Here is a 26,521-nt window from a genome sequence, read left to right on the forward strand (position 1 = left end):
GGTTACTGCCCGCCCTTCTGGACGAATCCGCGAACAAATTCTTCGGCGTTGGATTCGAGCACCCCGTCGATCTCATCCAGCAGGTCGTCGACGCCCTGGGTCTGTACCGTGGGTGCTCCGCCCTCAGGTGCCCCCCCGGCGTCGGGAACTTCGGTGTCCTGTTCCTCGTCCTGTTCCGCGGGACGTGACCCGGTGTTTCTGCGGTCCTGTGTAGCCATGGCTGGCACCTTTCATTGCTGCGGATGTGATGCGCACTACCTAGTGATCTCTATGGTGCCATGTTGGATTGTGGCCTGCTCAATAGCCGCGAAACAAATTCTTCCGCGTCCGCCGACGCGGCGAACAATTCCCTGGTCAGCGCGGCGGTACCCCGGAGCGGTTCCCGGGTCTGGATCCGTTGCAGCCGGCGCTGGGAGGGCAGTTCGAAGATGATCGAATCCCAGCTGGCACCCACCACCTCACGGGGGAAGCTGCTGATGCAGTGCCCCCGGAAGTAGGCCCTGGTGTCCTCCGGCGGGTTCGACACGGCAGCGGTGACCTGCTCGTCGGTGACCAACCGGTCGATTTCTCCCCTGGCCGCCAGCCGGTGGTAAATGCTCTTCTCCGGTCGCAGATCCGAGTACTGCAGGTCGACCAGGGCCAGCCGGGGATCGTCCCACGCCATCCCGTCGCGACTCCGGTACGCCTCGAGGACCTTGAGCTTGGCCACCCAGTCGAGCTGGCGTGCCGCGTCGAGGGGATTCCGGCGCAGGACGTCGATCAGGGCCCCCCACCGGTGCAACAGGTCAGCGCTCTGCTGGTCGGTACCGCCCTGCCGTGCTGATTCGCTGAGGCAGGCTTCCAGGTACATTTCCTGCACGTCCAGTGCCGTGACCGATCGGCCATCCACCAGCCTGACGCGGTGCTTCAGGGTGGGGTCGTGGCTGATGGCCTGCAGTTCGCGGACCGGATCGTGGATTTCCGGGACCGGGGCCCTCTTCCGGTCAATCAGGGACAACACCAGGGACGTGGTCCCCACTTTGAGGTAGTTGGACGTCTCGCTCAGGTTCGCGTCGCCGATGATCACGTGCAGGCGGCGGTATTTTTCGGCGACCGCGTGCGGCTCATCCCGGGTATTGATGATGGGACGGCGGACGGTGGTTTCCAGTCCGATCTCGTTCTCGAAAAAGTCGGCCCGCTGGCTGAGCTGGAAACCGGGCGCCTGGTTCAACGCGCCGATACCCACCCGGCCGGACCCGCAGAGGGTCTGGCGGGTGACGAAGAACGGGGTCAGCACGGCGGCAAGGTGATGGAACGGGACGCTGCGGGGCACCAGGTAGTTCTCGTGTGAGCCGTAGGACACGCTCTTGTTGTCGGTGTTGTTCTTGTACAGGTGGACGGGTGCGAAGCCCGGTGTGGCGGCGATGCGCCGCATCGCTGCCAGTGCGACGGCGTCGCCGGCACGGTCCCACAGCACAGCATCCAGGGGGTTGGTGACCTCCGGGGACGAATACTCGGGGTGGGCGTGATCGACGTAGAGCCGGGCACCGTTGTTCAGGACCAGGTTCATGAGCACCGTGGAGTCCAGCGGGCCGACGTCGTCAAGCGGCGAGTCCAGCATGGCGATCTCTTCGGCGGTCAGGACCGGTGGGGCGTCGGTCAGCTGGGATGGGTCCGCGGCATGCCGGGTCTGGTGCCAACCCCGCGCGTCGGCCAGCGGTGCCTCGTCGGTGTAATCCCACCGGGTGCCCGCCAGATTGCCGAGCCCTTCCCGGAGGGTCGCAGCGTACGCGTTGACCACCTGCGAGGACAGGACCGTCGCGTTCGCGTCCGGGATGGATGGAGCGATGATGCCGTACTCGGTTTCGGTGCCCATCACGCGGTGGGCGGAGAACCGGGCTGGGTCGAGAACTGAGGGATCGGTTGGCGGTCCGGCTCGCGTCACAGATACTGTCCGGTATTGGCTGTGGTTTCGATGGTCTTCCCGGGTTCCTGGCCGGCCTTACCCTGCACGATGGTGCGGATATAGGTGATCCGCTCCCCCTTCTTCCCGGAAATACGCGCCCAGTCGTCGGGGTTGGTGGTGTTGGGAAGGTCCTCGTGCTCGCGGAACTCGTCGACGACGGCACGCAGGAAATGCTCTATCCGCAGACCCTTCTGGTTATCGAGCAACAGATCCTTGATCGCATACTTTTTCGCCCGGTCAACCACATTCTGGATGACCGCGCCGGAGTTGAAGTCCTTGAAGTAGAGCATCTCGGTGTCCCCGTTGGCGTAGGTCACCTCCAGGTATTCGTTCGACTTTTCGGTGGAGTACATCTTCTCGACAGTGCGCCGAATGATCGCCTGCACAGTGGCGGAGCGGCTGCCGCCGTGCTCGCCCAGGTCCTCGGCGTGCAGGGGCAGGTTCTCGGTGATGTACTTGCCGAAAATCTCCGCGGCACCCTCCGCGTCGGGGCGGTGGATCTTGATCTTCACGTCCAGTCGGCCGGGCCGGAGGATGGCCGGGTCGATCATGTCTTCCCGGTTGGACGCTCCAATCACAATCACGTTCTCCAGCTTTTCGACGCCGTCAATCTCGCTGAGGAGCTGCGGGACGATGGTGGTCTCGACATCGGAGGACACCCCGGTGCCCCGGGTCCTGAAGAGGGAGTCCATCTCGTCGAAGAAAACCACGACAGGGCTGCCGTCCGACGCTTTTTCACGGGCCCGGGCGAAGATCAGCCGGATGTGACGCTCCGTTTCGCCGACGTACTTGTCCAACAGCTCCGGGCCCTTGATGTTCAGGAAGTAGCTTCTGGTTTCGTTGGAGCCGGTCCGTTCCATCACCCGTGCAGCCAGCGAGTTCGCCACCGCCTTGGCGATGAGGGTCTTGCCGCAGCCGGGCGGACCGTAGAGCAGGATCCCCTTCGGGGCTTTCAGTCCGTGCTCGCGGTACAGGTCCGGGTGCAGGAACGGCAGCTCAACGGCGTCGCGGATCTGTTCAATCTGGGGTCCGAGGCCGCCAATGTCCTCGTACGCGATGTCCGGAACCTCCTCCAGGACCAGGTTTTCCACCTCACTGCGCGGGATTTTCTCCAGCGCGTACCCGGACCGGTTGTCGACCGAGAGGGCGTCCCCGACGCGGATCCGCTCGGCCTGGAGGGGCCCGTTGAGCCGGACCACCCGCTCCTCGTCGGCGCGGCCGATCACGAGGGCTCGGTCGGATCCCAGCAGTTCCTTGACCGTCACCAGGTCGCCGGCGCGTTCGAAGGCCAGGCCCGCGACGATGGTCAGGGATTCGTTGAGCAGCACCTCCTGGCCGGGCATCAGCTGCGCCAGGTTGATCAGCGGGCTCACTGAGACCCGGAGTTTCCTGCCGGACTGCAGGATGTCAGCGGTCTCCTGCGAGGTGGCGGCCGCCGTCGAACCGGGCTCCGCAGCCCGCTGGGGGTTGATCTGGATGATCGTGCCGAAGCTGAACGGGGTGGCACCCTCATTTTCGAGGGCGCCCTTGAGCCGGACGATCTCGGCCCGGGCGGTTTCGAGTGCCGAAACCAGTTTGGTGTTGTTCTGGGCTGCGGACGCGAGCTGCCGGTCGATGTTACGCAGCCGGTCCCGCAGGACGTTCAACTGCCGCTGGGTTGCCGCCAACTGGCTGGCCGCCGCACCGGCCTGATGCGCTTCGCCAGCCGATGGTTCCGTTGGATCAACGTGCTCGAAGTCAGCCATGCGTGTCGCCACCTTCAGTGCTTGGTTATTGCTCTCCTTCGACCATAGCGCAGAGCGCCGGGTAATTCCTGAAAGTCGCCGGTGTGAGGTTCAGGGCTACTGGTCGGAGGACTCGTCCGACGCACGGAGGGTATCGGCAGCAACTTGGTCACGGCGGGCCTGGGCTTCGTCGGCCGGCAGGGCGCCGCGCTGGATGGTGGAGCTGGCATCGCGCGCGACCCTCCTCAGTCGCTTGTCGGAGACCTCACGCTCGCCCACCGCCTGGGGGGTCCACGCGTTCAGGTCCTCGGCGCTGAAATCGGTCTTCGAGGGGCGCCGCTTCGTGGTCAGCCCGGTGACCCCGTGCGCCAGGCGGCGGGTGATCAGCAGGAACCCCGTGTGTGCCACCATCCGGTGGTCGGGCCGCACCGCGAGTCCTTCCAGGTGCCAGCCGCGCACCATTGACTCCCAGCCGTCCGGTTCGGTGAACCGCCCGTCGGCCCGGATCGCTTCAGCTGTCCGGGACAGCTGGGTCACGGTGGCCACGTAGCTGATCCAGACACCGCCGGGGGCAAGCACCGTGGCCACTGCGTCCAGGCATTCCCACGGCGCGAGCATGTCGAGGACCACGCGGTCGACGCTGCCCGGTTCCTCCTGCTCCACCACCTGTTCCTGGAAGTCACCCAGGCTGATCTTCCATGCCGGGTGGGGCCCACCGAAGATGGTTTCGACGTTGCCCTGCGCGATGTCTGCGAATTCGGAGCGGCGTTCAAAGGAGTGGAGGTAGCCGGCGTCGCCGACGGCCCGGAGAAGGGAGATGGACAGCGCTCCCGAACCGACACCGGCCTCGACCACGCGCGCCCCCGGATAGATGTCGGCCATGGTGATGATCTGGCCGGCGTCCTTGGGATAGACCACTGCCGCCCCGCGGGGCATTGAAAGGACAAAGTCGGAGAGCAACGGGCGCAGTGCTTGGTAGAGCTGGCCGCTGGTGTTTTCCAGGACGGTGCCCTCGAGGGAACCGATCAACCCGTCGTGTAGCAGGAACCCTTTATGGGTGTGAAACGCGCCGCCGGGGGTCAGGGTGATGGTGTTCATCCTGCCCTTCTCGTCGGTCAGCTGCACGCGCTCACCCGGGCGGAAAGGGCCCCGGCGGGCGGCGGCCCCGTGGGGTGGGTGGTCCGCGGGGGTAGTTCCGGGGGTGTTCATCTTTCGAAGGTCCTTAGCTAGTGGGGTGGTGAGTGCGCGCCGCTGGCGGGGTTTAGGAGTGCTGGCCGGGATGGGGCTTGCCGGTAATCGCGGAGATAACGGTCGCCTGATGCAGTAGCCCGGTGACGCGGCCCTGACGGTCGATCACCGCGTATTCGGTGCCGGGGAGTTTTGCCAGGAACTGGACCAGTTCCTGGCCCTGCGCGGACTCAGGCACATAGGCTCCGGGGGCAAGCGCCCGCGCCACGGCATTGATCGGGGTGCTGTCCGCGGCGTCGTCGGGCACGCTGACCAGCGCGCCGGTGTCCACCACGGCCTCGGGCACCCCGGTGGCGCCGGTGAGGACAACCGCGGCTCCCGGGTTGTCCCTGACGAGCCGCCGGACGGTCTCCACCGAGGTTCCGGCGGCGATACTTAGGGCCGGTTGCTTCAGCCGTCCCGCGCTGACCGCGGGCAGGCGAAGCCGCATCTGTGCGTTGCGGATGGCCGCCGTCGCCCCCATCCACAGGAACGCGCCCATCACGGCGGCGATGACGACGACCGTCAGGTCGGGCGTGCCGCCCACCAGCAGGGGAAGCCCGACCACGGCAGCGACCAGGAGGATCACGATGATCCGGCCAGCCCAGCCCGCTGCGACCGTTCCCTTGTCCTGATTGCCGGTGGCCTTCCAGACGGCCGATTCAACGATCCTTCCGCCGTCGAGGGGAAGCCCGGGCAACACATTGAATACGGCGACCAGGAGATTCGCCCAGATGAAGATGTCGGCGAGCAGTCGCCCCACCGACTGAGGTTCGAACAGTGGGAGGGCAAGCCAGCCCCCGAGAGCCAGGAGGAAGTTTGCGGCAGGACCCGCCAGCGCGACGATGAGGGAGCGGCCAGGACTGGCGTTGAAGTGTTCAAACTGGGTGTGTCCGCCCCAGAGGTTCAGCACGATGCGGGCGGTCGGCCAGCCGAAGACGCGTGCCGACAGGGCGTGGGCCAACTCGTGGACCAGAACGGAGGCGGCGAGCAGCAGCGCGTAGCTCAGCGCCACCCCGTAGGCGCCGAGCCCGATACCGGGGAACGCGCGTTCCACCTGGGGCCCGAAAACCAGCACCACGAAGATGGCGATGATGAACCAGGACCAGGCGAGCACAATGGGTATCCCCCACAACCGCCCCAGCGAGAGGCCCTCGCGCCGTTGCAGCGCCTGGGGCTCGGGTGAGGTCACAGCGCGGCCTGCTCCACCGGTGCTCCGCGGTGGCCGTGGACCAGCCGCGTGAGGTCGGCGACCGACCGGTCCGCCAGGGTGGGCCACTCGTACCAGCCGCGATCCGTCGGCAGGGGTCCCATGTGTGGCACCGCGAGGGCTACCAGCCCGGCGGCTTCGGCGGATGTGGCGCCGGGCAGGGAGTCTTCGATGGCCACCACGCGGTGTTTGAGGAGGGCGCCGTCAGCCCCGCCGAGGGCGTCGAAAGCCAGCTGGTAGGGCTCGGGGTCAGGCTTCCCGCGCTGCACCATATCCCCGGTGACCAGGAAATCGAAGGTGCCCGGTGGGAGCTGCCGCACCACCTCGTCGGCCAGAAGCTTCTCGGACATGGTGACCATGGCGCAGGGGATGCCTTGCGCCACGAGTTCCGCCAACAGTTCGCGCGCTCCCGGGCGCCACGGGGCAGACTCGGCCACCCGGGCCTGCACCTCAGCGATGAGGTGATCGATGATGTCGCGGATGGACAGGGCGACACCGGCTTCCTGCAGGGCGCCAGCCGAGAAGGACAGTGCCTGACCCACCAGGGCCTCCGCCTGGGTGGTGGACCAGCTGCCGCCGTGCGCCGCGACCAGATCCTTCTCGGCCTGGATCCAGTAGGGCTCGGTGTCGACAATGGTGCCGTCCATGTCCCAGAGGACCGCCTGGAGCAGTCCCTTCGGCAGAGTCCCGTCGTGCAGTTCCCCTGCGTTCTCGCGGGTTGCCTGCCCGGAAATCGGCGCAGCTGTACTGGGATCGGGGGTAGCCATGGCTCCAGTCTACGGGGCTTGCCAGCGCGGCAACGGCTCCTTTGGCTCTGCGCGAAGCGCCAGTCAATACCTGCCAACAGCGCGCGCTGAGGTTTAGGGTGAAGTGGTGAGTACCTTTGATGAGAGCGTCCAGCCCGGAATCCGTGGCCTTTTCCAGGATAGTGCTGCGCCCGATCGCAGGGTCACGATCATGCTCGCCGCCTTCGAGGGGTGGAATGACGCCGGCGAAGCGGCCAGCGACGCCCTGAAGTTCATGGGCAGGTACTGGGGCAGCGAAAAGGTTGCGACGATCGACGCCGACGAGTTCTACGACTTCCAGTTCACCCGCCCCGTGGTGTCACGGAACTCCAAGGGCCAGCGCAAGATCAAGTGGCCCACCACGCGGATCACCAACGCATCGGTTCCGGATACCAACGTGGACCTGATCCTGGTGCACGGGGTGGAACCGTCCTACAAGTGGCGAGCCTACACAGCGGAGCTGATTGCCTCCGCCAAGGAACTTGATGTTGACTGCATCATTCTGGTGGGTGCGCTCCTGGCCGATGTGCCACACACCCGCCCCATCCCCGTCACCGTCACCTCGGACGACGAGCTGGTCCGGGAAAACCTCAACGTCGAGCCCTCAACCTACGAGGGCCCCATCGGGATTGTCGGGGTACTCAGCGAGGTGGGGTTGCTCGCCGACATTCCGACCCTGTCCCTCTGGGCAGCGGTCCCCCATTATGTGGGACAGTCACCCTCGCCCAAGGCACAGCTTGCCCTGTTGAACCGGCTCGAGGAGATGCTCCACCTTTCACTGGACATGCACCTTCTGGTGGAGGAGTCGGAGGCGTGGGAGCGCGGCGTCGACGAGTTGGCCATCGAGGACCCCGAGGTGGCCGCCTACGTGCGCCAGCTGGAAGAGGCGAAAGACACCGCCGAGCTTCCCGAGGCCAGCGGTGAATCGATCGCCCGCGAGTTCGAGCGGTACCTCAAGAAGCGTCGCAAGGACTGATCCCCCTGCGGCCCCCGTCGTCCTGTCAGGCACTAGGGCGTGTCTCCTTATTGTTCGGTGAGGTCTTTGGGATGCTGGTGGTATGTCACGTACTGCTGTTTTGTCGGATGCTCAGTGGGCTCGGATTGAGCCGTTGATGCCAAGCTCGGACGGAAGCCCGGGCCGCCCCTTCAACAATCACAGGCTGGTCGTTGAGGGCATCGTTTATCGGTTCCGGGCAGGAATCCCGTGGCGGGATCTGCCGGAGTGTTTCGGGTCGTGGAAGACGGTGTGGAAACGCCACCGCCGGTTCAGCAGCGATGGCACCTGGGACAGGATCCACACCCAGTTGCTGGCAGAAGCTGACGCGGCAGGGATGATCGATTGGGAGGTTTCCGTGGACTCGACAGTGAACCGGGCTCACCAACACCCAACCAACCTTCCGCGCACCACAGGGGGACCTGTCGAATTACATGAAACTGCGCGAGGAGCCTCCTGACCACGCGATCGGCCGCTCCCGTGGCGGGTTGACGACGAAAATCCATCATCTCTGCGACGGGAAAATGCGGCCGTTGGTGATGCTCATCGGACCGGGCCAGGGCGGGGACTCACCAATGTTTCCGCTCTTGCTCGATGCGTTGCACGTCCCGCGGATAGGCAAAGGCAGGGCTCGGACCAGGCCGGACCGGGCGTTGGGAGATAAGGCGTATTCTTCCAAAGCTAACCGGAACCTCCTGCGTTCCCGCGGGATCCAGGCGGTCATCCCGGAACGCTCCGACCAGCAAGCGAACCGTAAACGCCGCGGCCGCAGTGGTGGAAGACCCGTCGGTCTCGACAGGGAAGCCTACAAACGGCGCAACGTCGTTGAACGTTCCTTCAACACCTTCAAACAATGGCGCGGTCTGGCCACCCGGTACGACAAACTCGCCCTCACCTACCGCGGAGGAGTCGTACTCCGAGCCATCACTATTTGGCTCAAAGAATTAGGAGACGCGCCCTAGTCGTCTCGACCGGCACGAGCGGGGCTACCGTCGGCTGGAGTTCATTCAGCGCGCGGACGGACGTTTGTTCGTTTGTTTGTTCGGTCGGTAAGTCCAGGTTTCCCCAGGATTAACGGGTGAGCCTGATGCCCAGCAGGGCGTCCAGTGCGTCGACGACGGCGTCCGCGCCGGCCGCCGTGCCAGCGGTCGCGGGTGCGACTGCCGCCCACCGGTCGACGGCTGCCACGGCCGCCGGGGCGTCAAGATCGTTGGCCAGGGCGCTGCGCAACTCCTGGGTGAGCCCTGCCGCCGATTCGGTGGTGGCGGAGCCCAGTGCAAGACGCCAGCTGGCCAGCTGGTCCTGGGCGCGGGGAATCACCTTGTCGGTCCAGGACCAGTCGGAGCGATAGTGGTGGTTCAGGATCGCCAGCCGGATTGCTGCAGGGTCGACGCCGTCGCGGCGCAGGGTGGACACGAGCACCAGGTTGCCGCGGGACTTGCTCATCTTCTCGCCGTCGAGTCCCACCATCCCGGCGTGGGCGAAGTGCCGGGCCAGCGGGGTGCCGGTGGCCGCTTCCGCGTGGGCCGCACTCATCTCGTGGTGCGGGAACACCAGGTCGGAGCCGCCAGCCTGCACGGTGAAGGGCAGGTTCAGGAACCGCTGGGCGATCACCGCGCATTCGATGTGCCAGCCGGGCCGTCCCCGTCCCAGGGTGTTCCCGTCCCAGTCGGGCTCGCCGCTCCGGGCCACCCGCCAGAGCAGGGGGTCCATCGGGTGCCGCTTGCCGGGACGTTCCGGGTCCCCGCCGCGTTCGGCGAAGAGTCCGGTCATTTCGTCCTCTCCCAGGTGGGACACCGCTCCGAGGAACCACGCTTCGGGACCCGATAGCGAAGCCGTCGCGGCGTCCACCGAGAAGTAGATGTCGCCGTCGGGCTCGGCGCCGTCGCCCGCCACCGGGTACGCGATGCCGCGCTCCAGCAGGGATTCAATCACCGGCACGATCCAGCCGATGGACTCCACCGCCCCGATGTAGTGCTCGGGTGGGATGACGTTGAGTTCGTACATGTCTTCACGGAACAGATCGGTCTGCTCGATGGCGAGGTCCATCCAGTCCACCCCGGTGGCGGTTGCCCGCTCCAGCAGGGGGTCGTCGATGTCGGTGACGTTCTGGACATAGTTCACGACGGCGCCCGAGTCCCGCCAGAGACGGTTCAGGAGATCGAACGCGACATACGTGGCCGCGTGGCCCATATGGGTGGCGTCATAGGGGGTGATTCCGCAGACATACAGTCCCTGCCCGGGTTCCGGCGGCAGGTTCACCAGCTGCTGCTGTTTGGTGTCGTACAGGCCGATGCCGGCTGTCTGGCCAGGCAGGGCAGGAATAGGTCGAGAGTTCCACGCAATCACGTCTTCTACAATACGTTCTCCACCGGGCGCACCAGACCAGCGGTGGTGCGGTCCGCCGTGGTCACAGCATGGATCAAGGGTTGATGATGCCGAACCCGAGCAGCAGGAACAGCGCCAGCCCGAGCAGGATCCGGTACCAGACGAAGAGGCCATAGCTGCGGGTCGAGACGAACTTGAGGAACCAGCCGATGATGACGAAACCGACCACGAACGCGATGCCGGTGGCGAGGGCCGTCTCCCCCAGCCCGTACGGGCCGGGTTCGTCGAAGCTTTTGACCAGCTGGAAGAACCCGCTGGCGAAGACCGCCGGGATGGCCAGCAGGAAGGAGTAGCGGGCCGCGGCCTCACGGTTGTAGCCCATGAACAGGCCGGCGGTAATGGTGCCACCCGACCGGGACACGCCGGGAATCAGGGCAAGTGCCTGGGCGAAACCGTAGAAGATTCCGTGGCGAAAGGTCAGCTGCTCAAGTGTTCGATCCTGCTTCCCGACGGCATCGGCGACCGCCAGGATCAGCCCGAACACGATCAGCATGGTGGCGGTCAGCCACATGCTGCGCAGTGTGCTTTCGATCTGGTCCTGGAACAGCAAACCCAGAATGCCGATGGGCAGGCTGCCGAGGATCACCAGCCAGCCCATTCTCACATCAGGGTCGCTTGTGTGGACCTTGCCAACCAGCGACCCGGTCCAGGCCTTGATGATCCGGACAATGTCGCGCCAGAAGAACACCACCACCGCCGTCTCGGTGCCCAGCTGGGTAATCGCGGTGAAGGCGGCACCCGGATCCTGGGCGTTGGGCAGGAACTCGCCGACAATGCGCAGGTGGGCGCTGGAGGAGATGGGGAGAAATTCCGTCAGGCCCTGCACCAGGCCCAGGATGGCAGCTTCGATCCAATTCACATCTAAGACCTTAGAGCACCCACCTGCCAAGGGCCGGGAGGTCACCGTCCTGCCGGAGGCTTTAGGCTTACCGTATGCAGTGGCAAAACGTGGGCAGCAGCGGTCTGGCGGTATCCCGTGTGGGATTGGGCACTATGACCTGGGGTCAGGATGCGGATGAAGAAACCGCCCGTGAACAGCTGCGCCTGTTCACCGAGGGCGGGGGCACGCTGGTGGGCACCGCTGCCCGCTACTCGGATGGCCGGGCGGAGGCGATGCTGGGAGACCTGATCGGCGACATTGTGGCCCGCTCCGAGCTGGTCCTCGCCGTGCAGGGTGGGCTTGCCCGCTCACACGGAGGTGTTCGCCGGTCCGACGCGTCGCGCAAGGGACTGCTCGACTCTCTCGACGCCTCCCTGGCCCGGCTGGGGACGGACCACGTTGACCTGTGGCTGGCGCCGGCCCGGCAAGCCGGGGTGCCGCTGGACGAAACACTCGGGGCGTTGGAAGTCGCCTACCGTACCGGGCGTGCCCGCTACGTCGGGGTGTCCAACCAGGCGGGCTGGGAGCTCGCCCTCGCATCGGCGACCGCCGGTTTCCCGCTGGTCGCCCACGAGGCCGAGTATTCACTGCTGAACCGCACGGTGGAACGGGAGGCAACCCCCGCGGCCCTGGCCCTGGGTGTCGGTCTGCTCGCCTGGGCTCCGCTGGGCCGTGGCGTACTGACAGGCAAGTACCGCGGGCAGACCCCCGCGGATTCCCGGGCGGCGTCGGACCTGTGGGCGCCGTATGTGGAGCCGTATCTCACCGGCCGCCCGCACCGCGTCGTCGAGGCGGTAGTGACGGCGGCGAAGGGCCTGGATCTGGCGCCCCTTGAGGTAGCGCTGCGCTGGGTGCTGCACCGACCAACCGTGACCGCCGCACTGGTCGGGGCCCGGACCAGTCATCAGCTCAAGGACGTGCTCGCCGCGGCTCAGGACCCGCTGCCGCAGCAGATCTCCGAGGTGCTGGGCGAGGTATCGGCGCCGTCCTAGGATTCGTCGTCGTCGTCGTCGCTCTCGTAGATGACCAGCGGGGTCACTTCCCCGTGGGCGTCGTACAGGACTTCCTCATAGGTATCGAAGGCGTCGGCGACGGCGAGGTAGGCGGCCTCCACAGCCGGGTCCTCCTCGCTGCGACGGGACGCGGCCGCGTTGAGATGCTCCTCAAGCGCCGAAACCAGGGTTTGGAGCGCGACACGCGGATCAATACTCATGGGTAGACGTTATCGGTAAAGTGGTCAAAATTGGAGGGAAATGCGCGAACAATTTCTAAACGCGACGACGGCACCAAAGCGCGGTGTCGAGCGCCGCTACGAGTACCTGGTGTTGACCGTTAAAGCGGGCGAGCCGGTCAACGCCGCACGTCAGGCGCTGACCGAACACGCCGAGTACGGGAAGTGGGAGCTGGAGCGCAGCTGCATCTACATCGGCGGTGGGCGTCGCTACTGGATGCGCCGCAAGGTGATGCGGGTGGAGCGGACGGCGTAGGACGCCGGGCCCCCTACGTGTCCTCCAGCTGGCCGAGCCAGGCTGTGGCCACGGTCCGGTGGGCCGACTCGGTGGACGACGGATGGTACTGGCCCGCAAGCACGTCACGGTGGAGCCTGCCAATCTCGCTTCCGGTCCGGAAGCCCTGCCCTCCCGCCAGATGCAGCGCGGCGTCAGTGACCTCGCGGGCCACCGCGGTGGCCCGCAGCTTCAGCCCCACCAGTTTCGCGAACCAACGGCCCCCATGGTCGGCGCCGGCGTCGAGGTCGCGTGCCACGGACCGCAGTTGCGCGTCGAGGGAATCCATGGCCATTGCCGCGTCGGCGACCTGCCAGCGGACCTCCGGGGTCTGTGCCAGCGGTAGCCCCTTGCCGGTGGTCCGCTGGCCGGCAGAGCCGACCGCCAGAGCCAGCGCCCGGTCGCCGATCCCCGTGTAAACCGCTGATAGAAGCGTCTCGAAGGCCGCAAAAATGGCGAACACCAGCGGGTCGGCGTTCGGGCCCACGGGCAGGTGCCTGAAGATGCGCTCGGCAGGGACGACGACGTCGTCGAGCCGGGTGGTGTGTGACTGGCTGGCACGCATCCCGAGGGTGTCCCAGTCCTGAACCGTGTGGACCCCGGGGGTGCCCCGGGTCACGAAGCCGTGCACCAGCTGCTCAGTACCGTCGGTTGCCGTGGTCTTGCCGAACACACCCAACCGGGTCCAGGCTGGCGCGAGGCTGGTAAAGATCTTGGTGCCCGCGAACGCATACCCGCCGCCCACCTGGGGCGTCGCCATGGTGACGGAATCGAAGAGGACCGCGTCGTTGCCCGGCTCGGACAGCCCGAACGCGTACAGCTCCCCCTGGGCGGCCTCCCGGAGAACGTAGTCCAGGGAGGCGTCACCCCGACGCTGCAGGAGCAGGGCGACCCCCGTCCACACGAGATGCATGTTGATGGCCAGCGCCGTGGCCGGCGCGGCCGATGCCAGCCGCCGCTGGCAGGCGGCCGTCGCTTCGATGCCCAGCCCGCGACCGCCGTCGCCCGTGGCGGCCATCAGGGCAAGGTAGCCGGTCTCCCTGAGGTCGGCGAGATCGGCGTGGAAGAACTCGTTCCGGGAGTCGTAGCCCGCGGCGCGCTCCCGGAACGTCTCGAGGAGGCTGTCCGGGAGGATTTCAACTGGTGTGTCCACTGGAGTGTTCGCAGTCAGGCCTAGTAGGTGGTGAGCAGCCGGTTGAGGACGCGTGAGCCGAACTTCAGGGACTCGGTGGGGACCCGCTCGTCGACCCCGTGGAACATGCCGGTGAAGTCGAGTTCGTCGGGGAGCTGGAGGGGGGCGAACCCGTACCCGGTGATGCCCAGGCGACTGAGTGACTTGTTGTCGGTGCCTCCGGAGAGCGTGTAGGGCAGGACCTTGGCGCCCGGGTCCTGGCTGTGGAGGGCATCGATCATCGAGTCGACCAGGTTTCCGGCGAACGGCACCTCTAGGGAAACGTCCTTGTGGTCGTAGGTGACGTCGACGCCGGCGCCTGCGAGTTCCTTGATGGTGGCGAGGACCTGCTCCTCCTGGCCGGGAAGCGTGCGCACATCGATCAGCGCCTCAGCGGTGCCGGGGATGACGTTGTGCTTGTACCCGCTCTTGAGCACCGTCGGATTGGAGGTGTTCTGCAGGGTGGCACCGACGAAGCGCGCGACGGTGCCAAGCTCGGCGAGCAGGGTGTCGGGGTTGTCGGCGTCGAACTCGACGCCGGTGAGTTCCGTCACACCGTCGAGGAACTGGCGGGTGGTGGGGGTCAGCTCGATCGGCCACTTGTACTCCCCCACGCGGGTGACGGCGCGTGCCAGTCGGGTCACCGCGTTGTCGGTGTTGATCTGTGAGCCGTGGCCGGCGCGGCCGTGGGCCACCAGGCGTAACCAGGAGATGCCCTTCTCGGCGGTCTGCAGCAGGTAGGTCCGCTGGCCTCCGATCGTGGCAGAGAAGCCGCCGACCTCGGAGATGGCCTCGGTGGCGCCCTCGAACAGTCCGGGCTGGGTGTCGACCAGCCAGGACGCACCGTATTTCCCGCCAGCTTCCTCGTCGGCGAAGAAACCGAAGATCAGATCGCGCTTGGACTGGATCTTCTCGCGCTGCATGCTGCGCAGCACCGAGAGGATCATGGCGTCCATGTCCTTCATGTCCACGGCGCCGCGGCCCCAGATGAGGCCGTCCTTCTCCTCGCCGCTGAACGGGTCGACCGTCCAGTCCTCTTTTTGCGCGGGGACAACGTCCAGATGGCCGTGCACCACCAGAGCGGGCAGCGACGGATCGGAGCCGGGCATCCGGGCGATCACTGAAGCGCGACCTGGCTCGGACTCGAAGATCTGCGTGCCCAGGCCGACTTCCTCGATCAGGCCCGCCGTGTACTCGGCTGCCGCTCGCTCGCCAGGTCCCACATTGTCGCCATAGTTGGAGGTGTCAATGCGGATGAGTTCCTGGCAGATGCGGACAACTTCGTCTTCGGGCAAGATGTTCGTCACGTGGGGCCTCCTGAGGCAACTAGTCTGTTCCACCAGCCTAACCACTTTGGCTCAGACCCCCGCTGAGGGTGCGGATTAAACTCTTGGGCCTTGATCGTGTTAGAGTTTTTTTCGCTGCTTCCGAGGGTTTGAGCCACGGAAAACATCACCTGCGCGGGTGGCGGAATGGCAGACGCGCTAGCTTGAGGTGCTAGTCCTCTAACGAGGGTGGGGGTTCAAGTCCCCCTCCGCGCACAATGAAAAAACCCCGGATTTCCGGGGTTTTTTTATGCCCCCAACCACGCGACGTGGTTATCTCCGACAGCCGTCGGCAAAGTCGACGCATAGTAAAACCATGCCCAACATCGAAAATCGCCCACGCAAAGACGGCTCCACGGCCTATCTCCTTCGTTGGGTCGACAAAAAGACCGGTAAGCGAAGGACCCAGCGTTTTGACGAGGTCAAGGACGCCGAGTTCATGATGACCGTTCTGGAGGCTCACGACCTCGACACCTCGCTGGCCTTATCGAGTGCGCAGAAACACTTCATGGGCGCCTACACGGTTACCAAAATGGTTGAGGGCCATATCGATCTGCTGACGAACGCGAACGGTTACACGATCAGGCGCTACAAAGGGCAGCTTGCCAAGCACCTCACGCCAACCATCGGTCGCATTGATGTACTTGAGGTCGATTATCGTGACGTGGTCGGCTAGGTGAAAACGATGTCTGCTGCGGGCTCCTCCCCTACGACCATCGCGAACGTCCACGGGCTCCTCAGCTGCATTCAAAACCGCTGTCCGTGAGAAGAAGCGCACCGACAATCCGTGCGCCGGAGTATCGCTGCCTCGCAGCTCAGCAACTGAGGATCCTATGTCGTTCCTTACTCGTGATGAATGGCGTCTGCTGCAATCTCATATCCCGGAGGACCATCGACCCCTCTTCGCATTCCTCGCCGCGACAGGGGTGCGCTTCTCGGAGGCCACGGCTCTGTACGGAAGAGACTTTTCGTCTGACGAACATGGACAGGTCACTGTCCGGATTGCTCGAGCCTGGACCCGAAGCGAAACAAACCAGCCAGTCATAGGTCCGCCGAAGACTGCCCCAGTCCCGACGCACGATCGCAGTTGAAAGCCGGACCGCGATGGATCTGTCCCCTCCCTGTCAGGCTGTTGTGAGACACCCCGGAGCCCCCGGGTCCATCGTGGAGGGTGGTGACAGGAGACAGGTTTCATGAGCGATAACAGTCCAGTTCTTCCCGGCCCGAATAATCAGCCGGTGGTCGGCGCAGGAGAGGCAGTAGTGGATCCGGCGCCTCGTCCGTTCCGGCGTTCGTTTACCGCGGCGTACCGGGCCAGGGTGGTCGCGGAGTACGAGGCTGCCCCGCACGGCAGCAAGGCTGCGGTGTTGCGCCGCGAGGGCCTCTACCGGTCCCAGATCCGGAAGTGGACGACCGCGCGGGATGCGGTGACCCGTGGCGCCTTGGCCCCACGACGTCCGCATCGCGCAGCTACCGGTGGCAAGGACGATCCGGGCCGGTTGCGGGCTGAGAACCAGCGGCTGACCCGCGAGCTGGCGGAGTCGGCGGCGGTGGTGGAGATCATGGGAAAACTACAAGGGCTCTTGGAGCACATCTCCGAGAGCACGGACGCGCCGACGTCGTCGACGAAGCGATGAGCGCGACATTCACCGAGCTACGTGCGGCGGGGATACCAATCACCAGGTCCTGCGCCCTGCTGGGTCGCCCACGGGCCACCCACTACCGCCACGCCCGCGGTCCGGTGCAGGGTCCGCGACCGGCCCGGGCCGTGCCTGAAAACGGCCAGGCGCTCTCGGGCGCCGAGCGGGCGGCGGTGCTCGCGCTGATCAACATTCCGGCGTACGCGGATCTGGCGATCGGCCAGATCTGGGCCCGCGAGCTCGATGAGGCTCGCTACTGGTGCTCAGTGTCCTCGATGTATCGGATCAAGGTGGTAGGCGATTCGGCCCAAACCCCGAGACCAGTCCCCGCTGGCCCCGCGCTGCGGGACCTGCGCGCAGAACCAGTCGCCGGACGCAAGACCCTGAACTTCGCCATGGGCATGGCCGGCAACATGGGCGGTGACGCTGCCACGATGGGTGGTATGGGCAGCGGGGAGGACACCATGATGGCCTTCACCATCAACGGCCAGGAATTCAACCCAGAACGAACCGACACCCCGGTCACGGCCGGAACAGTCGAGGAATGGACCCTGATCAACTCCAGTCCCATGGATCACCCCATACACCTGCACGTGTGGCCCATGCAGATCATCGACGACGGTTACCGCGACGTCTCCGAACCGAGGTGGCAGGACGTCGTCAACGTCCCGGCCCGCGGGCAGGTGAAAGTCCTCATCGCTTTCGAAGACTTCCCCGGACGCACCGTCTACCACTGCCACATCCTCGACCACGAAGACCAAGGCATGATGGGCACCGTCGAAGCCCGCTGAGGCTAGGTGCTACCGGAGGACGACGCCGCTGCACGGACCTCAGCGCCCGACAGCTGCCCCCGGGGGTAACGGTGACATTGGACCATGTGCAACGATCCCGTCCCCATCGGGGACGCATCAGGAGGATCGCACCAGCTGCGCTGCGCTGTCGGCCAGGACCAGCGCTGGGTGTGCTGGGATCGAGCCGCCAAAAAATGGCCGGTTGAAGTCCACCCCGAAGGCGGACCGCAAGACGTCCCGGCAATCTGCATGCCGCCGACGGCTAGCAAACCCGGCATCATCGAGTAATGCATTCTGAGTGACCATGTGCTTGCTGCTACCACCCGGGCAGCGCCGCGAGGGACGTTAGGGGCGGCTTGTGCACACCGTTCGCGGGGCAGGGCGTAAACAAGCCGGGAGGATCACCGCGAAGGAATCAGCGGATGTGGAAGCCCGCCTGGGTTACGGGTACCGTCTCGGCCCTGCCCCCTCCACAGTTGGCGGCTCCGGGACCGACCTGGGGGAGCGAGAAGTTCTGCGCACCTTCTGTGTCCAAGGTGAAGGCCACCATCTTGCCGTCCAGGACAACACCGGCGGCCGTCTCGCCCTTGGTGATGATTCCACTGACTTCTGTCCGGCCGTCATTGAACTCCAGGCAGGTCAACCGGGCCGTGAAGTGGGATAACCCTGACGGGCTCTGATGCGTGAAGGACAGGCGTCCGGCGGCCACACCGTCGCTGCCGAGTTTGCCTTCCACCGACAACCTCCGCTGGTCTTCCGGCAGGGAGCTCACGGCTGCCCCATTGATGCGATGAACCTCGCTGGCGCTGGTGCTGGAGTTGGTGCGGGGGGTGCCGTCCGAGTCCGCGAAAGCCGGACTCGGAGCGAGCAACGCCAAAACGGCGATGCTCATTGGGGCGAGGAACGTTCGTAGCCGCACGATAGTCTCCTAAAGAAAATGAATGACAAATAATCTACCCACCCTATCCATGTGACAGATCGAGGTTCTGTAATCCAGCACACTGACGCCGACCCATCCACACCACTGTCAGCGCTATGTGGCGGGTCCAGCCCAGTGCTTTTTTATGGCCGCGGTGACCGCCTTCGCGGGTGTTCGGCAAGAGTGGCGCGTAGGAACCTTGATCGCGGGCTACGCGCCCGTTCCGGTCGTCCGTGGTGTCACCTTCGGTCCTCGTCAGAGCACGTCGTTGGTTCCCATGCTCAGGTACCGGTACACAGTTGCCCGGCTGGCCCCGATGATCTTCCCAATATCAGCCGGAGCAAGACCCTGGGCCTTCAGATCACGGGCGCGCTTGACCAACGCATGAGCGGCGGTGACTTCCCGCCGCCCGGCCTTCCGCCCATGTTCAGCTGCTACGGCCATGCCGGCCCTTGTCCGCTCGGCCAGCTGGTCGCGCTCGAGCTGAGCGAACGCGGACATCACGGTCAGCATGGCCCTGCCCATCGGACCCGTCGTACTGATGCCTTCCGTGACGCTGCGGAAGTGCACCTCCCGGTGTTCGAGATCATCGATGAGGGCCAGCAGGTTTCGGGTGTTGCGCCCTAACCTGTCCAGCTTCCACACCACCACCTCATCTCCCTCCCGAAGATGATCGAGCAGTTTATCCAGTTCAGGCCTGCTGGCCCTCGTCCCGCTCACACCATGGTCCGTAAAAACCCGCCTGCAGCCCGCGGCCGCTAACGCCGCCTGCTGCAGGTCCGCGTTCTGGTCCAGGGTGCTGACCCTCGCATACCCGATACTGCCCACGCCCACTCCCCTATTAGCTCATCCAAGGCCCTAATCCGCTTTGTTGAGAATAGTCCATGTGAGACACATTGCTGAGACACGACACGCCTCCGGGAATTGCCGCAAATGCTGGACTCCGACCAACCGCAGCCGGGCCCGCCGTCACGTCCTGACAAAGGATCCTTGAGGGCACAATTACGCGACTGGCCCACAGGACAGCTGGGAGATCGAAAGTTGGCCTGGTCTGGCGGTATAGGGTGACAAACGATTTAGTCCCCCGGTTCGCTGCTGTGAGTCCAATGTCGGGAGACCAAGTGAACCCCGACGATGAAACTTTGAAGCCGAATCTCAGACGCCTGGGTGTGTCAGCCGAGGATCGATAAGGCTTGCGGAGCGCTGTCGATGGTGACGTCAATATAGGCGTTGACTGACTTCACTTCACCGTCGATCTGGTAGGGCATAGGCTTCAGCGTGGAGAATCGGTACTGCGTATAGCTCGGCTGGTCGCCAAGCCCTTTCGTGGTGGCACGCAGGGCGGCGAGCAAGACGCGCCACTTGGCCATGTGGGGGAATGTGATGACTTCGAACTTCCCGTCGACCGGTTGGTCCCCGGCCTCGCTGAGGGTCGCGTATTTCGCCATCTGCGAGATATTTGCGAACACCAGGCTATCGAATGAGCGTTGCTCGCCGTCAATCTGGCGGATCTCGAAGGGCTCAAACTTTGAGAAGGTCCGCACGACCGAAAACATCTCCCTCGCGGCTCCCTTGCTTGCCTTTTCCAAGTCAAACGCGACGACCGGGGTGAGGCCGAAGCCGATGTAGGAGTGCGCATACACGGGCTCTACCCCTGCTTTGTTTAGACTGAGACGTAGCAGATCAATCCGGCGTACCCTTCCGTCGGTGATGGCTTTCACCAGGGGTTTTTGACTGGTGACCCGGCTGTGGTCGTTCGCGTTACCTGCCGGCAGGACGGCGCAGACCGTGTCGTTGTTGTGACTGGCCATGACACCGTTAATGACCTCGTTGTACCCGCCGTCACCACTGACCGACACCACCAGAGCGTTTCTTGAGGATGCCGCTTCCCGGGCAAGTTCTACGGCATGACCGGCGTACTCGGTGGGCTGCAGCCTCACATTTTGTCCAGGTCGCGCAGACAGGACATCGTCCCGGAGTTCCTCTGCGAGTTTCGGTGCGTCCCCCGTGCTGTTGGGGTTGAAAACAATCGTGATTAGTGCGAAACCGTGCGGTGCATCCATGAGTGAAACCCTTTCGTAGCTGTTGGCCCTATCGCCTTGGTACTACCGCGTCCCTTCGTCCTGCTTCTTAGGGCGACCCGATGAAGCGAGGCGTATTTGCAGCGTGTTCTGGTAGGCAATCGTTGCTGTGGGTAACGAACCCGATGATGTGGTGTGCGACGGTGCCCGGTGCGCTGTGATGGACTGCGTGCGGTGCCCCTGCGACCACGGTCAGAGTGCTGTCGCTGGACGAGTCGGCGAGGCTGCGTGACCACGCGATGCCTGCGACCAGGTCACGGGATCCGCGCAGGATGAGGACGGGTTGGGTTGCACGGGGCAAACGTTCCTCTAAGCGGTAGGCCATGGCGATGCCTAGTTCCGCCAAGTACCATCGAGGCCCGCAGCGCAGGACATCCAGGAACTGGACGGCGTTGAGTAGCGGCTCCTCGAGGAAAGAGTTCAGGCCCAGTGTGAGCGCCTGCTGGGCGATGGTGCGTCGGCGCTCATCAACGGCTGCTCCGATGAGCACGAGGTGGGACACGAGGTCAGGTCGTTGGATGGCCAGTTCCGTTGCTGTTTGCACCCCCATCGAGTGCCCGACGATCGTGCAGGAGGAAACCCCTATGTCGTCCATGAGTGCTGCAACGAGCTCGGCGTTGGCGGGGTTGGTGACCTCGTCCGCTGGTCGGTGCGTCCAACCGTATCCGGGTAGATCGATCACGAGCACTCTCCCCTGCCGGGAAAGGTATCGACCCAGCCTCAGGAAGTACCGGTGGGACATGCCGATACCGTGGATGAGGACGAACACGGTACGGGCGGTCGGGACTGTGCCCGCCACTTCGTGGATCACACTGTGATGTTCGAGAAGGTACGCACGGCACTGACGATCACCGACCGTGATACTGCGCCAGTCCGGCTTCGTCACCGGGTTTTTTGCCCGCGCCGGAGCTGGCAGGGCGGGCCGCAGGGAGGTCTTGGTGTCTTCAGCGCTGGAGGGGATCCAGGTCCTGTTGCTTTGGAGGTGGGCGGAGGGGATGTCTTTGACCAGGTTGAGGATGGCGTTTGCGACCAGGGGTGCGCCGGTGCGGTGTGCGGCGTGGGGTTGGCCGGGTATCTCCGTTGCGCGTCCATCGGAGGCTCGTCGGGCAAGCTTCTGACACCATGCCCGGTTTGCGATCGGATCAAGGGACCCTCGGATAATCAGCACCGGCTGAGTGAGGCTGGCCACCTTATCATCGAGGCGATAGGTCAGCATGACGGGTAGTTCCGCTAGGTACCAGCGAATTCCGCACTTCAGGTAGGCCGCAGTGACCAGGAGATTGGTAACTGGTCGCTCGAGCAGGGTGTTGAAGGCTAGGACCAGGGAGTTCCGGGTAGCGGAAGGATGGGCAGTGTCCGTGACCGGACCGATGAGCACGATAGCTGAGACAAGCTTAGGGTGTTGCGCTGCGAGTTCGGTGACGAACTGGGCGCCCATGGAGTGCCCGATGACGACGCATCCGGAAAGCTGAGCATTTTTCAGTGCGTCTGCGATGACGTGTGCGTAATCAGAGACGCTGAGTTGTTGGGATGGTGTCGGTGTTCCTCCGAAGCCGGGAAGGTCGAACACGACGGTGTCACCGTAGGGGATCAGGTGTGCCTGTAACCGGGCGAAGTAGCGGTGTGACATTCCGATGCCATGCACAAACACGAAGACCGGCCGGACCCGGGAATCCGTAGATACCCTCTGTGATGTGTGCAGACGGTACGACACGTCAAGCGGTCCCCCGGCCCGCGCGGGAATGGTCGTCGCGAGGGCAGTCGTCTGCGAGGTGGTCATACCATGCAACGCAGCCAGTGCTGGGTTACCGGCTGGCCCGTTTCCGGTCCGTAGACGCGAGGCTCCGCCCCGAATGAGCGATCGGAAGTGCCTACTGAATCTGTTCGTCATAGGGTTGTCGAATCGCTTTCGAAGTATGGAAGGTGCGACGCTGCAGAAACTTCGGAGTCGCCGGTGCCGGTTGGTGCTCGAACAGCAAGTTCAATCCGGCGCCGCGTTTGCGATGTTTGGGTGTCATCCATGGGGTCCTTGGTGACTGCGAATGTGGTGAGGTGAATACTGTCCCGAATCCATGTATCCCGACCCACGTCATCGGTTGATCCCGCTGTTGTGGGAGAGGCAGTTGAAGGGCATCGATCCCCGCACCCGGAGTAAGTGGCCCGGGTGCGGGGATCATCGCGTCGTGCTAGGAGTTGTGGTGCTCGCGACTTCCGGACTTCGCCAGCCCGCGGGCTACCATGTAGCCGATCGTGAGGAAGGTGGTCAGCTCCATGCCCTGGTGTGCGTCGAACATGTCGATGCCTCATTGGTATTCGTATTGAGTATTCTCCTGAAGTGTCTTGGGGGGGGTGCCGTCATCGGCGGCGGATACCGTGCTCAGAGATGAGCCGATCCGCGGGTGAAGTGGAGTGCAAAATGGGCCGCAGTTTTCTCTACGGAATGCTCTACACCATAAAGTTAAGGCGTAGAGGCCAGGAAAGCAAGCCGACTTACTATCGACTTGCCAGAGACGGTTAGGGATCTATCTGAGCGAGCAGATGGAGCCTGCCTCACCGGGCGGGACAGGGCTGCGCAGCTATGTCCGTCTCAGATCCCACCGGTGGAGGCAACAGCACTCTGCGGACAGTTCGGAAGGGGCGAGCCAAGATCGCGACATTGGACTACCTGGTCCGAAGCCTGAGGCCAGATGGGCCCACTTCACGGTGCAAAAAGGGTCTCCACTTCGGTTTGACATTCTGATCCGTGCGGCCCGCAGGTCCACTACAGTGCAGGGCGCATCGAGGACGACGTCGAGTACCAGTTCAGTGGTCATTCCGCTCTCGAATCGCTGTGCCGCCCACGTCACCGTCGTCCCGTACGGCATGTCTCTCGCCGACGCGGGGCAGCGCATCGGGGACCGTCACCAGGAGGAATAGGGCGGATTTAAATTGATTGGATTCATGGGACCCCTGCACAGCATCGGGCGCTCCCATTAATCCTTTCCGCCTGCATGGTGAATCACCTAAGCGGCCCCTAGCCGTACGATCCGCCCGCCCTTGGGGTAAAGTTGTCAAGTGAGAATTCAAGCCAAACGCGGTGGCTCCCCGTGGCGGGGTCTCTTTGGCATCCCATTAATCACTACGGCTTCTTTCATGCTGCTGATGGTGGTTACGGCCGCTATCAACGGGTTGCCAGTGCGTGACCCGGACGGATTTCTCGGTCCGAGTTACGTCCGCCTACCGTTGATCGTTGTGCTGGTGATGGTGGCCGACGTAGTGCCGCGGGTGCTTGCCGGACGGCCGGATGTACGAGACTTGCTCCGCACAACCGGCACAATACTCAAATCGCGGTGGACGATGCCGCGGCTGGCAGCCATCACCGCCGGGCTGGCGAGTTTCTATCTCTCCTATGTGGCATACCGCAACCTGAAAAGCTTCCTACCATTTCTTCGGGATCGTCTGACGGACTCCATGCTGGTAGATACCGACAGGTGGTTCACCGGCGGCGGCAACCCAAGCGACATCCTCCACGAATTACTGGGAACGAGCTTCACCGCAGAGTTCCTCTCTGTTGTCTACGTATCCTTCTTGATCTTCGTTCCACTCTCGCTTGCCGTGGCAATGGTGTGGTCCGATGATTTCTCCCACGGGGCGTGGTACGTGAGCGCCCTGTGTTTCAACTGGATTCTCGGCACTGCCACGTATTATCTCCTACCGTCGTTAGGGCCGGTCTACGTCGAGGAGTCCTCGTTCGCCGATCTGCCGATCACCGCGACGTCGGAACTCCAAGATTCGCTGTACGAAAACCGGTTGGCGGTCCTCGTCGATCCGCATGCAACACAGGCGGTACATGGGATTGCCGCGTTCGCATCCCTGCACGTCTCAATCGTTTTTACAGCTGCACTCATGGCGCAACTGGTTGGTTTGCCAAAGCCGGTCCGATGGTCGTTGTGGGCTTACGTCGTGTTTACCGCTCTGGCGACCGTCTATTTCGGGTGGCACTACATACTCGACGTCCCGGCCGGACTTGCCATCGGCGGTTTATCCGTGTGGTTGGCCGCTCTTGCAACAGGCATCATTCGCTTCCCAAGTCGGCGCCGGAACATTCCGAAGCTTCGGCCCACGGCTTAGCGCAAGGTTTGAAGATGAGGTCTGAGGGGGACCAGTACGAGGTGGGAGCCGAGGCGTGGTAGTCAAATAAAACGTGCATCCAATGCATGCAGTGGAAACTGATGGTGCATGTTCTCACCTGGATTACCCTCGCCCGGCGCAACGGTGGTCTTCACCTACCTTCTGCTATGGCTTTTGAGCGCCTCCTTCAAACCCCGTTCGGACGTCTTTGGCAATAAACTGATACCGGAATCGTTCACCTTTCAGAACTATCTGACGGTCTGGCAGAAAGCCCCGCTGGCTCTGTGGATAGGGAACACCTGGTTGAAGGTCTGGAATTCTTGGTTACGTTGATGCGGACCGTGTGAAGATTGGAAGAACACGGGATAGCAAACAAGATCCTCACAGACCCACCCGGGAGCATGAACCGCGTCGCAACCGAACTTTTGGAGTTACGAAACCGTCGCAGTGCGTGAATCAGGTGCTTCCCGAAATGTTGACGATATTGCTGGACATTGACAACGATGTGTCTGCACCTCGGCGCTTCGACTAACTCAAAGGAACAACGTTCCATGGCCATTTGGGCTGCTGCGTGAATTTCGGACAGCGGAGTTAGTGTTTTCTCTTACGCTGCCTGGTGCGGCTGCTGGTAACTGTAATGGACATCGTTGGGGTACTGGTAATCGAGGGCGGAATGCCGCCGCCGGCTGTTATAGAACCCTTCAATGTAGCGGATAACGTCCTTGCGGGCCTGCTCTTTTGTGGCGTAGACCGTGCGGTGGACTCGCTCGTTTTTCAGTGCTGAGAAAAACGATTCCGCGGCGGCATTGTCCCAGCACACCCCGGTGCGGCCCATGGAAGAACGCATGCCCAAGTCCTTGACAAGGGTTCGGAACGAGCCGGAGGTATAGACGCTGCCCCGATCTGAGTGCCAGGTAGCGCCGGGCCGGATCATGGTCGTGGCGGCGGCGTTGCGCAACGCGGTTTCGACGAGCTCGGCACGCATGTGGTCGGCGATGGCCCACCCGACCACACGTTTGGAATAACAGTCGATCACGGTCGCCAGATAAATGAACCCCTGCCACGTGTGGATGTAGGTGATGTCCCCGACGAACTTCACCCCGGGCTCGGTGGCGGTGAAGTCTCGCTTGACCAGATCCGGGATCAACGCGGCAGCCTCGACATCGGCTTCGGTGGTGTTCCGGAACGGGCGCGGCTGGCAGGCAATAAGATTTTCATCACGCATAATTCTTCGCGCCAACTCCGGCGAACACTCAATGCCAGCGGCGGCCAGGTCGGCGTGAACACGCCGGTACCCGTACGTGCCGTCGGAATCGTCGAAGAAGCCCTTGATGAGGGCTGCAAGGACGTCCCTGCGGGCTGCTGTGGCCGATTGAGGGCGCTTGAGCCAGTTGTAGAACCCGGAGGTTGAGACGGCTAACCAAAGGCACATCTTCGTCACTGGATTGGTCTCGGCCGGGTCGTTTCGTTGGGAGTCGATGTATTCAAACTTGCTCACTACCGCTGCTCCCTCGCGAAGTAAGCGCTGGCTTTTTTCAAGAAAAGATTCTCCGCCAGCAGCTCCCGATTTTCCTTCTCAAGCACCTTCAGCCTGGCCAGCTCGGCGCCGGTCGCCGCGGCATCAGGACTGTTGTGGGTCTCCCGGTACTTGATCAACCAACGGCGCAGGGTCTCGGCGCCAATGCCATAGGACTTGGCCACATCCACCACCGGCTTGGACGTGCTGATAACTTCACGGCAGAGATCATCCTTGAAGTCCTGGGTATACGAACGGCGTGATCTTGATGCAGACATGCTGCTGGTCTCACTTTCAGTAGAACCCCCAT

Annotated in this window: 23 protein-coding genes, 1 tRNA gene and 1 pseudogene; 9 read left to right on the top strand and 16 right to left on the bottom strand. The window is 63.8% G+C overall.

What is annotated here, in order from left to right:
- Window positions 1–2: 2 nt before the first annotated feature.
- From H4V95_RS08950 to H4V95_RS08975, 6 genes are all read right to left on the bottom strand, one after another.
- Entirely contained in the window at window positions 3–218 is a 216-nt protein-coding gene (locus tag H4V95_RS08950; protein WP_209729971.1) for a ubiquitin-like protein Pup, read from the bottom strand.
- A 50-nt stretch (window positions 219–268) separates the two neighbouring features.
- The gene (dop, locus tag H4V95_RS08955) at window positions 269–1,924 is read right to left on the bottom strand and encodes a depupylase/deamidase Dop (protein WP_209729973.1); all 1,656 of its coding nucleotides are present in this window, start codon (window positions 1,922–1,924) and stop codon (window positions 269–271) included.
- Window positions 1,921–3,690 carry a proteasome ATPase gene (gene arc, locus H4V95_RS08960; RefSeq protein WP_209729976.1) on the bottom strand — a complete coding sequence of 590 codons (1,770 nt, stop codon included), beginning with the start codon at window positions 3,688–3,690 and terminating at the stop codon, window positions 1,921–1,923. The genes dop and arc overlap by 4 nt, the downstream gene beginning before the upstream one ends.
- A gap of 96 nt (window positions 3,691–3,786) precedes the next feature.
- A complete protein-coding gene (locus H4V95_RS08965; RefSeq protein WP_209729978.1) occupies window positions 3,787–4,878 on the bottom strand; it encodes a tRNA (adenine-N1)-methyltransferase in 1,092 nt (363 codons plus the stop codon).
- Window positions 4,879–4,930: 52 nt separating this feature from the next.
- Window positions 4,931–6,088 (bottom strand): site-2 protease family protein, encoded by a 1,158-nt coding sequence (locus tag H4V95_RS08970; protein WP_209729980.1) that lies wholly within the window; start codon window positions 6,086–6,088, stop codon window positions 4,931–4,933.
- Window positions 6,085–6,873, bottom strand: coding sequence for an HAD family phosphatase (locus H4V95_RS08975; protein WP_209729982.1), 789 nt, complete (start codon window positions 6,871–6,873; stop codon window positions 6,085–6,087). Before H4V95_RS08975 ends, H4V95_RS08970 begins: the two co-directional genes overlap by 4 nt.
- Window positions 6,874–7,012: 139 nt before the next feature.
- Here H4V95_RS08975 and H4V95_RS08980 point away from each other — a divergent pair, with 139 nt between their 5' ends.
- Both H4V95_RS08980 and H4V95_RS08985 read left to right on the top strand, forming a co-directional pair.
- Window positions 7,013–7,867, top strand: a complete 855-nt coding sequence (locus H4V95_RS08980) for a PAC2 family protein (RefSeq protein ID WP_312884090.1) — start codon at window positions 7,013–7,015, stop codon at window positions 7,865–7,867.
- A gap of 82 nt (window positions 7,868–7,949) precedes the next feature.
- Window positions 7,950–8,847: pseudogene (locus H4V95_RS08985) on the top strand (IS5 family transposase).
- 109 nt (window positions 8,848–8,956) lie between these two features.
- Here the strand turns inward: H4V95_RS08985 and mshC are convergent.
- Both mshC and H4V95_RS08995 read right to left on the bottom strand, forming a co-directional pair.
- Complete coding sequence (gene mshC, locus H4V95_RS08990; RefSeq protein ID WP_196868169.1) at window positions 8,957–10,234, bottom strand: cysteine--1-D-myo-inosityl 2-amino-2-deoxy-alpha-D-glucopyranoside ligase; 1,278 nt, start codon at window positions 10,232–10,234, stop codon at window positions 8,957–8,959.
- A 73-nt stretch (window positions 10,235–10,307) separates the two neighbouring features.
- Entirely contained in the window at window positions 10,308–11,132 is an 825-nt protein-coding gene (locus H4V95_RS08995) for an undecaprenyl-diphosphate phosphatase (RefSeq protein WP_196868168.1), read from the bottom strand.
- A 74-nt stretch (window positions 11,133–11,206) separates the two neighbouring features.
- Here H4V95_RS08995 and H4V95_RS09000 point away from each other — a divergent pair, with 74 nt between their 5' ends.
- Window positions 11,207–12,145 (top strand): aldo/keto reductase, encoded by a 939-nt coding sequence (locus tag H4V95_RS09000; protein ID WP_196868167.1) that lies wholly within the window; start codon window positions 11,207–11,209, stop codon window positions 12,143–12,145.
- On the opposite strand, the gene H4V95_RS09005 is transcribed toward H4V95_RS09000, so the two are convergent.
- Window positions 12,142–12,366, bottom strand: a complete 225-nt coding sequence (locus tag H4V95_RS09005) for a hypothetical protein (protein WP_209729986.1) — start codon at window positions 12,364–12,366, stop codon at window positions 12,142–12,144. The genes H4V95_RS09000 and H4V95_RS09005 overlap by 4 nt on opposite strands.
- Before the next feature lie 40 nt (window positions 12,367–12,406).
- Here H4V95_RS09005 and H4V95_RS09010 point away from each other — a divergent pair, with 40 nt between their 5' ends.
- A complete protein-coding gene (locus tag H4V95_RS09010; protein ID WP_196868165.1) occupies window positions 12,407–12,640 on the top strand; it encodes a DUF5703 family protein in 234 nt (77 codons plus the stop codon).
- Window positions 12,641–12,653: 13 nt separating this feature from the next.
- Here H4V95_RS09010 and H4V95_RS09015 read toward each other — a convergent pair whose 3' ends face one another.
- Together H4V95_RS09015 and H4V95_RS09020 are read right to left on the bottom strand one after the other, a co-directional pair.
- Window positions 12,654–13,811, bottom strand: coding sequence for an acyl-CoA dehydrogenase family protein (locus tag H4V95_RS09015; RefSeq protein WP_196868164.1), 1,158 nt, complete (start codon window positions 13,809–13,811; stop codon window positions 12,654–12,656).
- 20 nt (window positions 13,812–13,831) lie between these two features.
- A complete protein-coding gene (locus H4V95_RS09020) occupies window positions 13,832–15,136 on the bottom strand; it encodes a M20/M25/M40 family metallo-hydrolase (protein ID WP_209729987.1) in 1,305 nt (434 codons plus the stop codon).
- Window positions 15,137–15,287: 151 nt separating this feature from the next.
- Here H4V95_RS09020 and H4V95_RS09025 point away from each other — a divergent pair.
- From H4V95_RS09025 to H4V95_RS18765, 4 genes are all read left to right on the top strand, one after another.
- Window positions 15,288–15,370 (top strand) — tRNA-Leu (locus H4V95_RS09025).
- Window positions 15,371–15,470: 100 nt separating this feature from the next.
- The gene (locus H4V95_RS09030) at window positions 15,471–15,830 is read left to right on the top strand and encodes a hypothetical protein (RefSeq protein ID WP_196868162.1); all 360 of its coding nucleotides are present in this window, start codon (window positions 15,471–15,473) and stop codon (window positions 15,828–15,830) included.
- 517 nt (window positions 15,831–16,347) lie between these two features.
- Complete coding sequence (locus H4V95_RS09035) at window positions 16,348–16,791, top strand: hypothetical protein (RefSeq protein WP_209729989.1); 444 nt, start codon at window positions 16,348–16,350, stop codon at window positions 16,789–16,791.
- Entirely contained in the window at window positions 16,788–17,585 is a 798-nt protein-coding gene (locus tag H4V95_RS18765) for a multicopper oxidase domain-containing protein (RefSeq protein ID WP_209729991.1), read from the top strand. Before H4V95_RS09035 ends, H4V95_RS18765 begins: the two co-directional genes overlap by 4 nt.
- A gap of 415 nt (window positions 17,586–18,000) precedes the next feature.
- Here the strand turns inward: H4V95_RS18765 and H4V95_RS09045 are convergent, their stop codons facing one another.
- The 4 genes from H4V95_RS09045 to H4V95_RS09060 all read right to left on the bottom strand — a co-directional run bounded on the left by H4V95_RS09045 (window position 18,001) and on the right by H4V95_RS09060 (window position 22,365).
- The gene (locus tag H4V95_RS09045; protein ID WP_196868144.1) at window positions 18,001–18,504 is read right to left on the bottom strand and encodes a hypothetical protein; all 504 of its coding nucleotides are present in this window, start codon (window positions 18,502–18,504) and stop codon (window positions 18,001–18,003) included.
- Window positions 18,505–18,759: 255 nt separating this feature from the next.
- Window positions 18,760–19,332: a recombinase family protein gene (locus tag H4V95_RS09050; protein ID WP_209729993.1), complete on the bottom strand. Its 573-nt coding sequence runs from the start codon at window positions 19,330–19,332 to the stop codon at window positions 18,760–18,762.
- A gap of 344 nt (window positions 19,333–19,676) precedes the next feature.
- The gene (locus H4V95_RS09055; RefSeq protein WP_209729995.1) at window positions 19,677–20,567 is read right to left on the bottom strand and encodes a diacylglycerol kinase family protein; all 891 of its coding nucleotides are present in this window, start codon (window positions 20,565–20,567) and stop codon (window positions 19,677–19,679) included.
- A 67-nt stretch (window positions 20,568–20,634) separates the two neighbouring features.
- Window positions 20,635–22,365 carry an alpha/beta fold hydrolase gene (locus tag H4V95_RS09060; RefSeq protein ID WP_196868141.1) on the bottom strand — a complete coding sequence of 577 codons (1,731 nt, stop codon included), beginning with the start codon at window positions 22,363–22,365 and terminating at the stop codon, window positions 20,635–20,637.
- 1,274 nt (window positions 22,366–23,639) lie between these two features.
- On the opposite strand from H4V95_RS09060, the gene H4V95_RS18770 reads away from it, so the two are divergent.
- Complete coding sequence (locus tag H4V95_RS18770; protein ID WP_196868140.1) at window positions 23,640–24,695, top strand: phosphatase PAP2 family protein; 1,056 nt, start codon at window positions 23,640–23,642, stop codon at window positions 24,693–24,695.
- 604 nt (window positions 24,696–25,299) lie between these two features.
- Here the strand turns inward: H4V95_RS18770 and H4V95_RS09070 are convergent.
- Window positions 25,300–26,489 (bottom strand): IS3 family transposase gene (locus H4V95_RS09070; protein WP_209728230.1). Its coding sequence is split into 2 segments (ribosomal slippage): window positions 25,300–26,243 and window positions 26,243–26,489, totalling 1,191 coding nucleotides; the frame shifts between segments, so codons are not numbered across the junction.
- Window positions 26,490–26,521 lie beyond the last annotated feature (32 nt).

Origin of the sequence: Arthrobacter sp. CAN_C5 (assembly GCF_017875735.1) — a bacterium.
In the GTDB taxonomy this organism is placed as follows: Bacteria; Actinomycetota; Actinomycetes; order Actinomycetales; family Micrococcaceae; genus Arthrobacter_D.

What these genes read in the sequence shown, in the direction of transcription:
- H4V95_RS09005 (WP_209729986.1), bottom strand. Translation starts at nt 12,366, where the DNA reads ATGAGTATTGATCCGCGTGTCGCGCTCCAAACCCTGGTTTCGGCGCTT.
- H4V95_RS09055 (WP_209729995.1), bottom strand. Translation starts at nt 20,567, where the DNA reads ATGGATGCACCGCACGGTTTCGCACTAATCACGATTGTTTTCAACCCC.
- H4V95_RS08965 (WP_209729978.1), bottom strand. Translation starts at nt 4,878, where the DNA reads ATGAACACCCCCGGAACTACCCCCGCGGACCACCCACCCCACGGGGCC.
- arc (WP_209729976.1), bottom strand. Translation starts at nt 3,690, where the DNA reads ATGGCTGACTTCGAGCACGTTGATCCAACGGAACCATCGGCTGGCGAA.
- H4V95_RS09030 (WP_196868162.1), top strand. Translation starts at nt 15,471, where the DNA reads ATGCCCAACATCGAAAATCGCCCACGCAAAGACGGCTCCACGGCCTAT.
- H4V95_RS08950 (WP_209729971.1), bottom strand. Translation starts at nt 218, where the DNA reads ATGGCTACACAGGACCGCAGAAACACCGGGTCACGTCCCGCGGAACAG.
- H4V95_RS09010 (WP_196868165.1), top strand. Translation starts at nt 12,407, where the DNA reads ATGCGCGAACAATTTCTAAACGCGACGACGGCACCAAAGCGCGGTGTC.
- H4V95_RS08975 (WP_209729982.1), bottom strand. Translation starts at nt 6,873, where the DNA reads ATGGCTACCCCCGATCCCAGTACAGCTGCGCCGATTTCCGGGCAGGCA.
- H4V95_RS18765 (WP_209729991.1), top strand. Translation starts at nt 16,788, where the DNA reads ATGAGCGCGACATTCACCGAGCTACGTGCGGCGGGGATACCAATCACC.
- H4V95_RS09000 (WP_196868167.1), top strand. Translation starts at nt 11,207, where the DNA reads ATGCAGTGGCAAAACGTGGGCAGCAGCGGTCTGGCGGTATCCCGTGTG.
- H4V95_RS09060 (WP_196868141.1), bottom strand. Translation starts at nt 22,365, where the DNA reads ATGACCACCTCGCAGACGACTGCCCTCGCGACGACCATTCCCGCGCGG.
- H4V95_RS09035 (WP_209729989.1), top strand. Translation starts at nt 16,348, where the DNA reads ATGAGCGATAACAGTCCAGTTCTTCCCGGCCCGAATAATCAGCCGGTG.